General features: G+C 43.8%; 13 protein-coding genes. 11 read left to right on the top strand and 2 right to left on the bottom strand.

Annotation, left to right across the window (positions count from 1 at the left end; translation table 11 throughout):
• Positions 1 to 17 precede the first annotated feature (17 nt).
• Positions 18 to 1,562: an FGGY-family carbohydrate kinase gene (locus NSA57_RS01685; protein ID WP_257463802.1), complete on the top strand. Its 1,545-nt coding sequence runs from the start codon at positions 18 to 20 to the stop codon at positions 1,560 to 1,562.
• A 287-nt stretch (positions 1,563 to 1,849) separates the two neighbouring features.
• On the opposite strand, the gene NSA57_RS01680 is transcribed toward NSA57_RS01685, so the two are convergent.
• The gene (locus NSA57_RS01680; RefSeq protein ID WP_147599086.1) at positions 1,850 to 2,728 is read right to left on the bottom strand and encodes an aldose 1-epimerase family protein; all 879 of its coding nucleotides are present in this window, start codon (positions 2,726 to 2,728) and stop codon (positions 1,850 to 1,852) included.
• 259 nt (positions 2,729 to 2,987) lie between these two features.
• Between NSA57_RS01680 and NSA57_RS01675 the strand changes: the two genes are divergently transcribed.
• Together NSA57_RS01675 and eno are read left to right on the top strand one after the other, a co-directional pair.
• The gene (locus NSA57_RS01675) at positions 2,988 to 3,173 is read left to right on the top strand and encodes a helix-turn-helix domain-containing protein (protein WP_257463801.1); all 186 of its coding nucleotides are present in this window, start codon (positions 2,988 to 2,990) and stop codon (positions 3,171 to 3,173) included.
• A gap of 701 nt (positions 3,174 to 3,874) precedes the next feature.
• Complete coding sequence (gene eno / locus NSA57_RS01670) at positions 3,875 to 5,215, top strand: phosphopyruvate hydratase (RefSeq protein WP_257463800.1); 1,341 nt, start codon at positions 3,875 to 3,877, stop codon at positions 5,213 to 5,215.
• Positions 5,216 to 5,387: 172 nt separating this feature from the next.
• On the opposite strand, the gene NSA57_RS01665 is transcribed toward eno, so the two are convergent.
• Entirely contained in the window at positions 5,388 to 7,376 is a 1,989-nt protein-coding gene (locus NSA57_RS01665) for a hypothetical protein (protein ID WP_257463799.1), read from the bottom strand.
• A gap of 165 nt (positions 7,377 to 7,541) precedes the next feature.
• On the opposite strand from NSA57_RS01665, the gene secG reads away from it, so the two are divergent.
• The 8 genes from secG (at position 7,542) to NSA57_RS01625 (ending at position 14,513) form a co-directional block, all read left to right on the top strand.
• Positions 7,542 to 7,778: a preprotein translocase subunit SecG gene (secG, locus tag NSA57_RS01660; RefSeq protein ID WP_022068631.1), complete on the top strand. Its 237-nt coding sequence runs from the start codon at positions 7,542 to 7,544 to the stop codon at positions 7,776 to 7,778.
• Positions 7,779 to 7,896: 118 nt separating this feature from the next.
• The gene (gene rnr / locus NSA57_RS01655; protein ID WP_257463798.1) at positions 7,897 to 9,927 is read left to right on the top strand and encodes a ribonuclease R; all 2,031 of its coding nucleotides are present in this window, start codon (positions 7,897 to 7,899) and stop codon (positions 9,925 to 9,927) included.
• A 3-nt stretch (positions 9,928 to 9,930) separates the two neighbouring features.
• Complete coding sequence (smpB, locus tag NSA57_RS01650) at positions 9,931 to 10,401, top strand: SsrA-binding protein SmpB (protein ID WP_147599092.1); 471 nt, start codon at positions 9,931 to 9,933, stop codon at positions 10,399 to 10,401.
• A 243-nt stretch (positions 10,402 to 10,644) separates the two neighbouring features.
• Positions 10,645 to 11,580: a hypothetical protein gene (locus NSA57_RS01645; protein WP_257463797.1), complete on the top strand. Its 936-nt coding sequence runs from the start codon at positions 10,645 to 10,647 to the stop codon at positions 11,578 to 11,580.
• A 39-nt stretch (positions 11,581 to 11,619) separates the two neighbouring features.
• Positions 11,620 to 12,315, top strand: a complete 696-nt coding sequence (pyrH, locus tag NSA57_RS01640; protein WP_257463796.1) for a UMP kinase — start codon at positions 11,620 to 11,622, stop codon at positions 12,313 to 12,315.
• 56 nt (positions 12,316 to 12,371) lie between these two features.
• Positions 12,372 to 12,923: a ribosome recycling factor gene (gene frr / locus NSA57_RS01635; protein WP_138269865.1), complete on the top strand. Its 552-nt coding sequence runs from the start codon at positions 12,372 to 12,374 to the stop codon at positions 12,921 to 12,923.
• Between the two features lie 84 nt (positions 12,924 to 13,007).
• Positions 13,008 to 13,715: an undecaprenyl pyrophosphate synthase gene (locus tag NSA57_RS01630; RefSeq protein WP_257463795.1), complete on the top strand. Its 708-nt coding sequence runs from the start codon at positions 13,008 to 13,010 to the stop codon at positions 13,713 to 13,715.
• Positions 13,716 to 13,718: 3 nt separating this feature from the next.
• Positions 13,719 to 14,513: a phosphatidate cytidylyltransferase gene (locus NSA57_RS01625; protein ID WP_257463794.1), complete on the top strand. Its 795-nt coding sequence runs from the start codon at positions 13,719 to 13,721 to the stop codon at positions 14,511 to 14,513.
• Positions 14,514 to 14,539 lie beyond the last annotated feature (26 nt).

Raw genomic sequence — 14,539 nt, 5'->3', positions numbered from 1 at the left:
ATAGGGAGGGAGTACCTGTGAAAAAAACATCAGTTGTCCTTGTTTTTGATATTGGAACTCAGAGTACAAGAGCTCTTCTTGTTTCCTCGGAAGGGAAAATACTGGCAAAAGCCCAGAAGGGCCATCATCCGGCTTATGTTTCAAGAAAATCCGGATGGGCAGAACAGGATCCCGATTTTTATTACCAGAATCTGTGCCGTGTTTCCAGACAGCTTCGGGAGAGCTTTCCGGATATTTTTGCTCAGATCCGGGCAGTAACGCTTACAACGATCCGTTGTACCAGTGTCTGCCTTGGACGGGACGGGGAACCTTTGCGCCCTGCAATTTTATGGCTGGATCAGAGAAGAGCTTTAGGTACGCCTGCGCTGAAGCCCTGGATTTCTGCAGCGGTAAAAGCAGTGGGAATGACAAAAACCTTAAATCTCCAATACCAGAAATCTCATTGTAACTGGATTCGGGAAAACGAACCTGATATCTGGGCAAAAACAAAGAAATATGTTCTTCTGAGTGCATATCTGAATTACAGGCTTACCGGAAGGCTGGCAGATTCTACGGCGTCCATCGTGGGATATGTTCCTTATGATTTTAAAAACCGTTGTTGGAAAAAGAAAAATGATCTGGTTCGGCCTGTTTTTGATATTCCGGATGAAATGATGTGCGAGCTGGTGGATCCCGGCGATTATATCGGCTCTCTTACAGAGACTGCTGCAGAAGATCTGGGACTGAATAAGGATCTGAAGCTGATCGCCACTGGTACAGACAAGGCCTGCGAAATTCTGGGTCTTGGCTGTGTCAATAAAAAAAAGGCGGCTTTCAGTTTTGGAACCACAGCTACGGTTACGTTTACCACTTCTGATTATCTGGAACCGGAAACGTTTATACCGCCCTATGATTCTATCCTTCCCGGGCATTATACTCCGGAAATAGAAATCTTCAGAGGATACTGGCTGATTTCCTGGTTTAAAAAAGAGTTTGCCCAGAAAGAAGTTATGGAAGCGCTGGAGTCAGATATTCAGCCGGAGGAGCTTCTGAACAGACGCCTGAAAGAGATTCCTGCAGGCTGCGACGGGCTTTTGCTCCAGCCGTATTTTACACCAAACCTTACCATGCCTGAGGCAAAAGGTTCCGTAATAGGTCTGTCGGATGTTCATACCAGAATCCATTTTTACCGGGCAATCATAGAAGGAATCAATTTTGCCCTGATGGATGGAATGCGTCATATGGAGAAAAAAGGAGGATTTCGTTTTGAAGAGATTCGCGTAGGCGGCGGAGGCGCTCAGAGCAGTGAAATCTGTCAGATCACTGCAGACATGTTCGGTTTGCCGGTAGTAAGAACTCAGACTTATGAAGTGTCGGGGATCGGCAGTGCGATTTCTGCATTTGTGACGCTGGGCGTGTTTGAGGATTACAGAGAAGCATTGAGGTGTATGGTTCATAAAAAAGATGTATTTAAACCAAACCGGCGGCAGCATGCAGTATACCGGAAACTTTATGAGGAGGTATATCAGCAGATATATCCCAGCCTGTCAGGAATTTATGAAAAAATGAGCAGGATCAAATGATGGAGAAAGTCTGTTAAAAGCCGGATGAGTTCCGGGGCTGCCAGGAAAATACAGGAACTGTAAAAGCAGAATATAAAATCAGAAACAGCGCGTTTCTGTACAGAAAAACTCCGGGGAAGGGGCTGTCGGGAAATAGATAGTTCCAAACAGGAGCAGATTTGGCTCATGGGAGTCAAATCTGCCCCTTCCCCGGAAGTTTTTTGTATTATTTAAAGAAGTATTAGTGATTCAAGTATATAAAAACATAAAGCTTACACGGAACAAAAATCGGATACAGAAGGCTTTTTCTATTTCACAGATATGGTATAAAACTGTTTGAAGGTCTCTCCGGCAGCCAGGGTGTTGATGTCCTGCTTGGAAGAAAGCTCATCGGCAAAGCCGGTGTTGTCGCAGCGTCCCATCCAGGGTTCCAGGCAGACGAAGGGAGAGTCCGGCGCGCTCCAGATACCAAAGTTCGGAAATCCCTTACAGGTGATTTCCACATAAGGAGTTCCGTCCGGAAAGGCGATTCCTGCCCGGGTTACCTGCCCGTTGTCAAATACCAGAGTATCGTTGTCAAAAAGCTCTCTTTTGATATGACAGCGTCCGTGTTCCAGAGCAAGCGGATAGGTTTTTCCCTCAAATACAGTTCCGTGGGAAAGGTCCAGGAGACTGCAGGTAAGCTCTGATTCATGGTTAAAAGTAAGATAATACTGATCCTGGGAAGTACCCGGAACCGCAGGCACATTAAAGGCAGGATGTCCTCCGATAGTAAAGTACATGGTCTGAGAATCCTCATTGATCACGGTCCAGCGTACAGTCAGATCTCTTCCGGAAAGCTCATGGGTGATAAGAAGACGGAAATCAAAAGGATAAGTTTCCCTGGTTGAATCAGAAGAGGTCACAAGATGGGTGACAGAGGTCTGTGAGGACTCTGTACAGGTAAATTCCATATCACGGGCAAATCCATGCTGTCCGCAGTGGTAGGTGTTTCCGTTAATAAGACATTTATTTTCATAATAGCGGCCCACATTTGGGAACAGGACAGGGGCATGGCGGTTCCAGTAAGAAGGATCTGCATTCCAGAGTACCTGACGGTCATTTGTTTTGTCATAGATTTCAGTCAGCTCAGCGCCAAGATCATTGATCTGTACCCGAAGCTGATCGTTTTCCAGTGTACGAATCATGATATATCCTCCAATAAAAAATTTGATGTATCAAGTATACCAGATTTCTGAAAAAATAACGAGAAAAACTGCACAAAAATAAGAATAAAAATATGTTGTTTTTTACTTGGCACTCAATTGCAGGATTAAATTCCAATCTTCTGTGGAATTTAATCCTGCAAATCTATCTTCTCTTAACCATGGAATTTAATTTTTCCAAACGTTCTGTTAAAACCATTCTATAAATATGGCTATTCCTCCCGGCAGAAAGGAAGTCCTTATGAATAAACAAAAACATTTAACTCTTGCTTCACGAATTATCATTGAAGCCATGTTAAACAAGGACGAAAGCTTTAACACGATTGGTCGGTTTTTAAACAAGGATTGCATAACCATCTCCAAAGAAGTGAAAAATCACATTTGTTTTGAAAAAAGTGGAGTCTACGGCAGAACCTTCACTGATTGATGACTGACTTTTCTGCATCAGTGCTCTGCACGATAACGTATAATTAATTTCGCAAATTCAATTTCATAAAAACAGACATGGTCTATAGCCGTTTGGTAGAATAAAGTTACCACACAAAATTCACCATAGGAGGTACAGAACGATGTCTGATAACTTTATACAACTCAATGAAGATTTAATAAAGCACGATTTAAAGGATCTTGTCCGTAGCAGCGTCGAGGAAACTCTGTCCTTCTTTTTATGCATATGACAACAAAAATAAGAGCCATCAGATTTGATTTTCTGTTGGCTCTTTTTAATGTTCACTGTCCAATGGATTAGTCCTCCTTAAATTTTTATAAAACATTCTGGAATTAAATTTGTGTTCTCGGTGGTCTGTACCTTCCTTTCATAGATTATGATGAATTATTTTACGTTTCTGGTGGTCTGTACCTCCTTGTTGGATTATGAGATTTCGTTTATGTTTTCGGTGGTCTCACTCCTTTTTGATTTATTTTTAAGTTCCTTTTGTTTTATGAGCTTACTATAACAGATAAAATGAGATTTGTCAATAAGAAAATTGATAAAATTAAAATAAATATTATTTTAACTGCTAAAAATAACTTTATACACATAATTAACTGAAAATATTGATGAATTCCGGTGAATAGAAAAAGGGATTCAGGATAAGATAGGATTATCAAGTCTTAGGAGGTAAAAATATGTTGCGTTATTTACCTGTACGCAGAATTCACGCAAGACAAGTCCTGGACTCCAGGGGAAATCCTACGGTTGAGGTTGAAGTTACAGCAGGAGAAGGGATTGTTGGAATCCATGGATATACAGCAAGAGCCATAGTTCCCTCCGGGGCGTCTACCGGAAGATTTGAGGCAGTGGAGCTCCGGGATGGTGAAAAAGGAAAATACCTTGGGCTCAGTGTGGAAAAAGCTGTAAATAATGTAAATACAAAACTTGCGGAAGCAATTGTGGGAGAAAATGCGCTTGATCAGATGAATATAGACAGACTTCTGGCAGAAGCCGATGGAACAGACAATAAAAGCAGCATAGGAGCCAATGCAGTTCTGGGTGTTTCTCTGGCAGTGGCAAGGGCGGCTGCGGAAGGTCTGAGAATTCCTCTTTATCAATATCTGGGCGGCTGTCATACCAGAAAGCTGCCTGTGCCCATGATGAACATTCTGAATGGAGGACGCCATGCAGATAATACCGTGGATCTTCAGGAATTTATGATCATGCCTGTGGGGGCGGAAGATTTTTCAGAAGGAATCCGCATGTGCGTGGAGATCTATCAGTTTCTGAAGATCATTCTCAAAGAAAAAAATCTGTCTACAGCAGTAGGCGATGAGGGAGGCTTTGCGCCGGATCTTGAGGATTCCAGAGATGCGCTGGCGCTGATCATCCAGGCAGTGGAAAGGGCCGGATACGAACCGGGAAAGCAGATCGCGATTGCCATAGACGCAGCGGCCAGTGAATTGTATGAAGAAGAAAAAGGGGTTTACTATTTTCCCGGAGAAAGCAAAATGAAAGGAAAAGATGTATTCAGAGACTCTTCTGAGATGATTGAATATTATGAGGGATTACTGGAAGAATTTCCTGTGGTATCTCTTGAGGATGGGCTGGAGGAAGACGACTGGGAAGGCTGGAAGAAACTGACAGAGCGGCTGGGAGACAAAATACAGCTGGTAGGAGATGATCTTTTTGTAACAAATAAAAAGAGACTGACCTGCGGGATCCGACTTCAGGCAGCCAATGCAGTGCTTGTAAAAGTAAATCAGATCGGTACTCTGACAGAGGCTATGGATACGGTCCGGCTGGCGCAGGAAAACGGATACCGGGCAGTGATCTCCCACAGATCAGGAGAAACAGAGGATTCCTTTATTGCAGATCTGGCAGTTGCCACAGGTGCAGGCCAGATAAAAACAGGAGCGCCCTGCCGTTCTGACAGAAATGCAAAGTATAACCAGCTTCTCCGCATTGCAGAGCAGCTTGGCGAGAATGGAGAGTATCAGAATCCTTTTAAGGGATTTTCGGAGGAAACTGTATAGCAGCAGGCAGGGGACTGTTATATGACAAAAGCAGAATGTATTTGAAAATAAAAAATCCTCCGCGGCGCTTTTGGCAGAACGGAGGATTTTTATTTTGTCAGGAAAGTAACACATTATGTGCTGATCTTCCCGGTAAATAAAAATGCTTTGTTCAAAAACAACGTACACATTATTATTTTAAAGTAAAATACTGAAGTACAGCTCCTTTAAATTCAAATTCCCGGGAAATTTCATAGGTATCCAGAAGCCACTGGCTTTTTTCTTTGGAGCTGTATTTTTCCAGACGGCTGATGGTTCCCTCTCCGGCAAGAAAGGCAGGAATTTTTTTGGCTTTGATATCATCCATAATATAGTCTCCTGCCTCCGGTCTCAGAGAAAGATCGGCCAGATCCAGCGTATAGCATCCAGTATCCCAGCGGAGGATGGAATAAATCTCCGGTACACCGATTCCAAAGGCGTAGGTGTTTTCCGGGATATTTGCAGCAATATGGGCGGCGAAATCATTCAGTTCCTGCTCATTGTGGAGTTCCTCTCTGAGAGCTGTGTTCTGACCGTACTGAATGATGTTTCCGGTAGAGACGGTCATCAGAACAAGCAGGGAAACAGCAGTAAAAGTACCTTTAAAAATCTGCATTCCGCTGAAACTGTTCATATTTTTTATGCGGAACGTCTGGAAAGTATTCATTCCTTCTTCAGCAAAAATACACAGAAGCAGAATACATGGAATGTGAATGATCTCCAGATTGTGATAAGCCGCTCTGTTGATAAAATATGTGATCTGCCCTAATGAAAGGACAGCGGCAGCAAAAGTGAAGCAGATGAGAAGGAGATGACGGCTGTCTGTTTCATCCTGTGCGCGGACAAAACATATGTGGGAAATACCCCATGCGCAGGCCATAAAAAACAGCACAAGGATTATCATATAGGCGCTTGCAAACTCCGGAAGATCCACTCTTAACAGACCATCCATGTAAGAGGACTGAAGAAGTGGGAAAAGGAATTCGCGGATTCCGGTAATCTGTCCTCCGTTCATTATGTTATACAGCTCAACCACAGCATAGGCGCCCAGAAAGCTGAGAAGGATCCCTGCAAGGTGCAGAAGACAGGTTTTTAAAACCGGCAGCCAGGAGTCTTTTTTGTGGCAGAGGCAGCGGAGAATCCAGAATGCTGCCCAGGAAATCGCGCAGAAAAGTCCTGTTTCTGTATTCCACAGGATTCCCAGAAGCGAAAGCACATACCCCAGAATACAGATGAGACGACCGCTTTTTTTGAAACGGACACAAAAGGCAATCCAGAAAAGCATCAGGCACATAAAAAGGATTCTGTGTGGCCATAGCTGCCAGTAGATTCCGCTTCTCATGGAAAGAACGGGAAAGGTCAGGGCAATGGAGCCCAGAACTCTTAAAAGATCATTTTTTACAATAAAATGAAGGGTCAGAAAAGCTGCAAGGAAACAAAGGGCGCCGATGATGGTATTCAGAAGAATAAAATCAATCAGATCGCCTCCAAGGATCTTCATGGGAAGCTTGTATAAAATTCCGAAGTGACCGTAAATACTGGTGGTATATTCCGTGTAAGGGCTTCCGTGCAGTACATTATATATGGAATTGAAATATGCATCCATATGAAGACGGTCCGGTTCGTTTCTGAGAAAAACCTCCGGGGTATAAAAGTTATAGGCAGCCAGAAGTGTGAGAAGCCCATAGAAAAGGGACATGGCCCAGGTTTTTACAGAAAAGTTATTATTTCTGGCAAAATGAAGAAAAACGAGCCCTTCTGTCACAAGGCAGATCAGTACAAGCCAGAAAGGAATGGAATGCCAGACGTATCTTGCGGAAACAGAACCGTAAACATCTACTTCCAGGCGGTACATGCGGATAAAGAAAAGAATATTTACCGTTATAAGAAGTACTACTGTAAAAAAAGCGTTTCTGGGCGTGTCAAAAAAGCAGGGCTTCTCTGTGCGTGCCAGAAGAATTGAAAAAATAAGATAGGAAACGCAGAATAAAATAACTGTCATTGCATAAGTGAGAAGATTTACATTTCCAATGGAACTGACAGCCGCTGACAGAGCCGGTATTCTGAAACAGCATACTGCAAAGCCGGCAGACAGTATAAGAGAGGCAAAAAAAGCCATAATTCTGTTTGTTGAAGTTTTCATGTTGACCATCCTTTAAATGTAATAGGTTTCATAAAACAGCATAAGCCATTCCTGTATATCATCCCCGAAAGAAGTTCTGTTGTCAAGGTTTTTAGAGAAAAACTGTTGAAATCCCAAAAGCCATATGATACAATAAAAAACAGTTGATTAGGAGGTGTAACCTGAATGGAGATCTTAAGAATTATCCTTACGGTAATTTTTGTCTTAGATTGCATAGGTCTTACAGTCATTGTACTGATGCAGGAAGGTAAGCAGCAGGGACTTGGCTCTATTGCCGGTGTTGCGGATACCTACTGGGGAAGAAACAAAGGACGTTCTATGGAGGGTGGTCTGGTAAAGGCGACTACTGTCATGGCAATCCTGTTTTTTGTTCTGGCTGTCATTTTGAATATGAATTTCTAAGAATCATGGAAGGCAAAATGGAGACACTCTTGTAAATTCGCAAGAGTGTTTTTTTGCCTGAGTACGCAGAAACGGCAGTTCTGACAGGACTGTCTGTGTTTACAGAAAAGGAGTTCAAGTGAGCAGAAAAAAAATATGGGAAAAGAAAAAAAGATTCCCAAAAGAAAATCGCGCATCATTTAAGAAAAAAAACATAAAGAGTCTGAAAAAACAGGGCCTTCTGGCAGAGGGCGTTTTTATCGGAAATGCCAGGGGCTTTGGATTTGTGGAAACAGGAGAGGATGAAGAGGATATTTTTATTCCTGCAGATGCTGTAAATACAGCGCTTCATCAGGACCGGGTACAGGTTCTGCTGAAAAAAGAACAGAAGCCTGGAAAGCGCAGAGAGGGAACGGTTATAAAAATTCTGGAAAGAGGTACCACAGAGGTTGTGGGAACTTTTCAGCGAGAAGGAGATTATGGCTTTGTGCTCTGTGATAACCAGAAAATATCCCGGGACGTTTATATTTCTCCGAAAAATTCTCATGGAATCAGAGATGGAGAAAAGGTAGTTGCCCAGATCCTTGATTATGGCTCTGAGAAGCGTAAGCCTGAGGGAAAGATTACAGAATCCCTGGGAAATATCCATGCTCCGGGAGCGGATATTCTGGCTGTTGTAAAAAGCTATGGCATCCCTTCTGAATTTCCGGTCCGTGTAATGAATCAGGCAATGAGAGTGCCGGATCATGTTCTGGAAGCGGACTGGGACGGAAGAGACGACCTTACCGGACTTATGACAGTTACCATTGACGGTGAGGATGCAAAGGATCTGGATGATGCAGTTTCTCTTACAAAGGAGGGGAATCTTTATCATCTGGGTGTGCACATTGCAGATGTAAGCAATTATGTTCAGGGCGGAAGCGCAATTGACAGAGAAGCCCTGAAAAGAGGAACCAGTGTTTATCTGGCAGACCGGGTGATCCCCATGCTTCCGGAGCGTCTGAGCAACGGAATCTGTTCGCTTAATCAGGGTGTGGAGCGTCTGGCTCTCAGCTGTCTGATGGATATTGATGAAAACGGAACCGTAGTATCCCATAAAATTACAGAAAGCGTCATACGTGTAGACCGCCGTATGAGCTATGAACAGGTGCGGTGTATTCTGGAAGACGGAGAAACAGAGACCAGCAGAGAATATCAGGAATTTGTTCCCATGTTTTTTCTGATGAAAGAGCTGTCCGGAATCCTCAGAGGATGCCGCCACAACAGAGGCTCCATTGATTTTGATTTTCCGGAGAGCAAGATCATTCTCAATGGGGCAGGCCGCGCCATTGATGTAAAACCCTATGAAACCAGTGTGGCGACAGAGATCATTGAAGACTTTATGCTTCTGGCAAATGAAACAGTGGCCAGAGAATACTGTAAGGGCGAATATCCTTTTGTTTACAGAACCCATGAAAATCCGGATCCGGACAAGGTGGAGGAGCTGCTGATGCTTCTTCACAATCAGGGGATCGACGTGCGGAAATCCGGACAGGAGATCACGCCCAAAGAGATTCAGGAAATTCTGGAAAGCATTCAGGATCTTCCGAATGAGACAATGATCAGCCGGCTTACACTTCGCACCATGAAGCAGGCAAAATATACCACGGAATGCAGCGGACATTTTGGTCTGGCGGCCAGATATTACTGTCATTTTACTTCTCCTATCAGACGGTATCCGGATCTTCAGATACATCGGATCATCAGAGATAATCTCAGAGGAAGGCTGACCCGGGAAGGAAAGACAGAGCATTATCGGGAGATTCTGGAAGAGGTGGCTCGTCAGTCAAGTGTGTGCGAGAGAAGAGCCCAGGAAGCGGAACGGGAATCTGACAAAATGAAAAAGGCAGAATATATGTCCTATCATCTGGGAGAGGAATTTGACGGGATCATTTCCGGGGTGACCGGATATGGCCTGTATGTGGAACTTGGCAATACAGTAGAGGGACTGGTTCATATTACAGCTTTAAAGGATGATTATTATACCTTTGATCAGGAGACTCATGAACTGAGAGGCGAACTGACGAAAAAAGTATATCATCTCGGGCAGAAAATCCGCGTCCGTGTGGCAGATGCGGATGCGGTAAAAAGGTCTGTGGATTTTACGATTGCGGAAGAGCAGGAGGAATAAGCTATGGCGAAGAAACAGGGAATCAGACTGATTGCAAATAATAAAAAGGCTTTTCACGATTATTTTATAGAGGATACCTTTGAGACAGGGATTTCGCTGGCAGGAACTGAGGTGAAATCTCTCCGTATGGGCAAATGCAGCATAAAAGAGGCTTTTGTCAGAATTGAAAAAGGCGAGGTCTGCATTTACGGCATGCACATCAGTCCCTACGAAAAAGGAAATATTTTTAACAAGGATCCTCTTCGTGTAAGAAAGCTTCTGCTTCACAGATATGAGATCAATAAACTGGAAGGTAAATTAAAGGAAAAGGGCCTGACTCTGGTTCCCCTTAAAGTGTATTTTAAGGACAGCCTTGTTAAGGTGGAAATCGGTCTTGCCCGGGGCAAAAAGCTTTATGACAAGCGCCAGGATATTGCAAAAAAAGACCAGAGGCGTGAAGCGGAACGGGATTTTAAAGTGAAAAATCTTTACTGATATATTATATAAAGAAGTGCTGTTGTCAGACAGGTACAAGATCAGAACGGACATGGGCTGGCTGTTTTGTTTACAGAACCGGAAACTGTTTCTGCGAATGAAGTGAAACTGAACAGAATCGAAAGTCTTAAAATTGTGTGAATTTACCTGACATTTAGTTGACAAGAAAAAGATACTAAGTATAATTATAGTAATGAAACTATGTTCAGAGATTTCCATTAATACGAATGGGAGGTTTATAATATGAAAAAAAGATATCTTGCAATAGCCGGATTGCTGGTACTTGCAGTTGTAGCGGCCGGCTGTGGAAAAGAGAAGGATAAACCGGCCGAACAGCAGGTTCAGGCAACTCCGACAGTTACGCCACAGGTGACAGAGGCTGCAGATCTTGTAGATATGGAAGTATCCGATGAAAAAAATGTGATCGGAGAAAAAACCGCCACAGCTTCTAAAGTTGCGATCGTTAACCGGACAGGCTCGGAAATAGGAGCTATTTATATCCGTCAGCATCCGGAAGATGAGGAAGAGACAGATGATGACGAGTGGGGCGATGATCTGGTAGACGGAATGTTTACGCTGAAAAACGGGGAACAGGCAGTATATTATTACAAGAAGCCTTCTTCCGCAGGAATTACCTATGATATCCGGATCACCTATACAGACGAGGATAAGAATGAGTGCTTTTTCCGGGATCTTCCTCTTGCATCCATGAAGCAGATCACTCTTCGCATGAGCGGAACCGGTGAGGACAGCATTCCTTATGCTACTTATATGACAGCTACAGGCAAAAAAGAGATTTCCACTCTTAAGGATGTCAAGGAGCGTCTGGGACTGACAGAGGATGAGGAGGATGACGATACAGATAATCCGGATCCTACATCTGCACCGAATCCCACATCTGCGCCGGATCCTACATCCGCACCGGATCCTACACAGGCTCCGGATGATGGCGATGATGATCCGGATGATACTCAGCCTACGGACGATACCATTGACAAGGCAACCGGATATATCGGGCAGTCCATGGATGATCTGATCGCAGCGATCGGTTCTCCTCAGTATGATGAATATGAGGATGAGCCGGATACAGGAAAAACCGGCTACCACTATTATTCAAACTTTACGGTATCAACTACTGTAGATGAGGATGGCAATGAGATTGTTACCGGCATCTGGTAAAAGTCTTTTGTACGAAAAGAAACAGGAGAGGATAAGATTATGAAGCGTATTTTACTGAAATTAAGCGGAGAAGCTCTTGCAGGAGCAAAAAAGACCGGTTTTGACGAGGAGACAGTAATTGCTGTGTCCAGACAGATCCGTACCATTGCAGAAGAGGGAACTCAGGTGGGAATCGTGATCGGTGGAGGAAACTTCTGGAGAGGACGTACAAGCGAGACCATCAACCGTAATAAAGCGGATCAGATCGGTATGCTTGCCACAGTGATGAATTGTATTTATGTTTCTGATATCTGCAGATATCTGGGACTTGAAACAGAAATTTTTACTCCGTTTGTATGCGGAGCATTTACGAAACTGTATTCCAAGGATACAGTGGAGGAAGCGTTTAAGGCAGGAAAGATTCTGTTCTTTGCAGGCGGAACCGGACATCCGTATTTTTCCACAGACACGGCAACTGTGCTGCGTGCAGTAGAGATCGAGGCAGAAGCCATCCTTCTTGCAAAGGCAGTAGACGGAATTTATGACAGCGATCCAAAGGTGAATCCGGAAGCAGTAAAATACGATGAGATTTCTATTGAAGAGGTTGTAGACAAGAAACTGGCTGCAATGGATCTTACAGCATCTATTATGTGTCTTGAGCAGAAAATGCCTATGCTGGTGTTTGGTCTTGAGGAAGAGAACAGCATTGTCAATGCGGTTCACGGTAAGTTTTCCGGTACAAAAGTAACGGTTTAAGCTGCCGTATATGATGCAGCGAGGCTGCAAAAAACAAGGAGAGGGAGATTAGACAAATGGATGAAAGAGTTCAGAAGTATGACAGCAAAATGACAAAAACTTTAAACGGATTTGAGGCAGAGCTTTCTACAATCCGTGCAGGACGTGCAAATCCGCATATCCTTGACAAGATCACCGTAGATTATTACGGAAGCCCCACACCGTTGCAGCAGGTGGCCAATGTTACTGTGCCTGAGGCACGTATGATTCAGATCCAGCCGTGGGAATCAAGCCTTATCAAAGAGATCGAGAAAGCGATTCTTACATCCGATCTTGGACTGAATCCAAACAATGACGGAAAGATCATCCGTCTTGTTCTTCCGGAGCTTACCGAAGAGCGCCGTAAGGAACTGGTAAAGGATGTTAAGAAAAAGGGAGAAGCAGCTAAGGTTGCTGTCCGCAATGTCCGCCGTGATGCCAACGACGCATTTAAAAAGCTTACCAAGCAGGATGTGTCTGAGGATGAAGTAAAGGATCTGGAAAACGAAGTTCAGAAGCTGACAGATAAATATATCAAAGATATCGAGGCAGCAGTAGATAAAAAAGCAAAAGAGATCCTGACTGTATAATTAATTCAGCGGGAAAGAGAAAGGAGAGCTGTAAAAGATAGCTCTCCTTTTGCCATAACATAAAAATTACCGGGAGGAGCGGCAATGAGAGTACCGAATCATATAGCGATCATTCTGGATGGCAACGGACGCTGGGCAAAAGCCAAAGGAATGCCCAGAAGCTATGGTCATGTAAAGGGCTGTGCAAATCTGGAAACGATCTGTGACGATATGAAAGAGCTTGGAGTCAAGTATCTGACAGTGTATGCATTTTCAACAGAAAACTGGAAACGCTCAAGAGAAGAAGTGGATTCCTTAATGAACCTGTTCCGGAATTATCTGAAAAAATGTATAAAGATTTCCAGGAAAAATAAAATGCGCGTGCGTGTTCTGGGAGATATTACTGCTTTTGATGAGGATATCCAGCAGAAAGTCAGAGAGCTTGAGGAATTTTCAAAGGATTATGAGGAACTGTTTTTCCAGATTGCCCTGAACTATGGCGGACGTGATGAGATTGTAAGAGGTATCAGGAAGCTTGCGCAGGATGCAGTGGACGGAAAGGTCAGTCCCGGGGAGATCACGGAAGACGTTTTTGAAGGATATCTGGATACGGCAGGTATTCCTGACCCGGATTTTCTGATTCGTACAAGCGGGGAGCAGAGACTTTCCAATTATCTTCTGTGGCAGCTTGCATACACAGAATTTTATTTTACAGATGTGGCATGGCCGGATTTTCATAAGCCGGAGCTGATAAAAGCCATAGAAAAATACAACGAACGAGACCGAAGATACGGCGGAGTGAAGGAGGAGTAGACAATGTTTAAAACAAGACTCTTAAGCGGCATTGTTCTGGTGATCATTGCCCTTTTGACGATCATGAGCGGAGGATATGTTCTGCTTCTGACACTGCTGTGTGTTTCGCTGATCGGCATGAGAGAGCTGTACAATGCCATGGGCGTGCATAAAAGCGGAATGGATCTTCTGGAGCTGGCCGGTTATCTGGGGGCAGTTCTTTATTATGGCACAGTTTTTCTGGGATTTGAAAAATATGGAATGATGGCAGTAATCCTTTCCCTTGTGCTTTTGATGTTTGTCTATGTATTTACCTATCCTAAATATCAGGCAGAACAGGTGATGTCTGCATTTTTCGGACTGGTATATGTTGCAGTTATGCTGTCTTTTATCCTCCTTACAAGAAATCTGGAAAACGGACATCTTCTTGTGTGGCTGATCTTTTTCTGTTCCTGGGGCTGTGATACCTGCGCATACTGTGTGGGCGTACTGATCGGAAAACATAAAATGGCGCCGGTGCTGAGCCCTAAAAAATCAATAGAGGGAGCAGTTGGAGGAGTTGCAGGAGCAGCAGGTCTCGGAGCTGCCTATGCGGCAATCATTCATGCCCCGGTAGTGGAATATGCGGTGATCTGCGCAGTGGGAGCCCTGATTTCCATGGTTGGCGATCTGGCAGCATCCGCCATTAAAAGAAACAGAGGAATCAAAGATTATGGAAAGATGATCCCGGGACATGGAGGCATTCTTGACCGTTTCGACAGTGTGATCTTTACTGCTCCTGTTATCTATTACATGGCAAAATTTATTCTGGGTATATAAAAACAGATTACAAAATATCCTATAAG

The sequence above is a fragment of the Blautia caecimuris genome, assembly GCF_024622975.1.
In the GTDB taxonomy this organism is placed as follows: domain Bacteria; phylum Bacillota; class Clostridia; order Lachnospirales; family Lachnospiraceae; genus Blautia_A; species Blautia_A caecimuris.
This window is presented reverse-complemented; position numbering and strand designations above follow the sequence as displayed.

Bases quoted from the DNA above. Each gene is read 5' to 3' on its own strand.
- NSA57_RS01630 (WP_257463795.1), top strand. From the start codon at position 13,008: ATGAGAGTACCGAATCATATAGCGATCATTCTGGATGGCAACGGACGC.
- NSA57_RS01675 (WP_257463801.1), top strand. From the start codon at position 2,988: ATGAATAAACAAAAACATTTAACTCTTGCTTCACGAATTATCATTGAA.
- NSA57_RS01665 (WP_257463799.1), bottom strand. From the start codon at position 7,376: ATGAAAACTTCAACAAACAGAATTATGGCTTTTTTTGCCTCTCTTATA.
- NSA57_RS01625 (WP_257463794.1), top strand. From the start codon at position 13,719: ATGTTTAAAACAAGACTCTTAAGCGGCATTGTTCTGGTGATCATTGCC.
- eno (WP_257463800.1), top strand. From the start codon at position 3,875: ATGTTGCGTTATTTACCTGTACGCAGAATTCACGCAAGACAAGTCCTG.
- secG (WP_022068631.1), top strand. From the start codon at position 7,542: ATGGAGATCTTAAGAATTATCCTTACGGTAATTTTTGTCTTAGATTGC.
- pyrH (WP_257463796.1), top strand. From the start codon at position 11,620: ATGAAGCGTATTTTACTGAAATTAAGCGGAGAAGCTCTTGCAGGAGCA.
- smpB (WP_147599092.1), top strand. From the start codon at position 9,931: ATGGCGAAGAAACAGGGAATCAGACTGATTGCAAATAATAAAAAGGCT.
- NSA57_RS01645 (WP_257463797.1), top strand. From the start codon at position 10,645: ATGAAAAAAAGATATCTTGCAATAGCCGGATTGCTGGTACTTGCAGTT.
- NSA57_RS01680 (WP_147599086.1), bottom strand. From the start codon at position 2,728: ATGATTCGTACACTGGAAAACGATCAGCTTCGGGTACAGATCAATGAT.
- frr (WP_138269865.1), top strand. From the start codon at position 12,372: ATGGATGAAAGAGTTCAGAAGTATGACAGCAAAATGACAAAAACTTTA.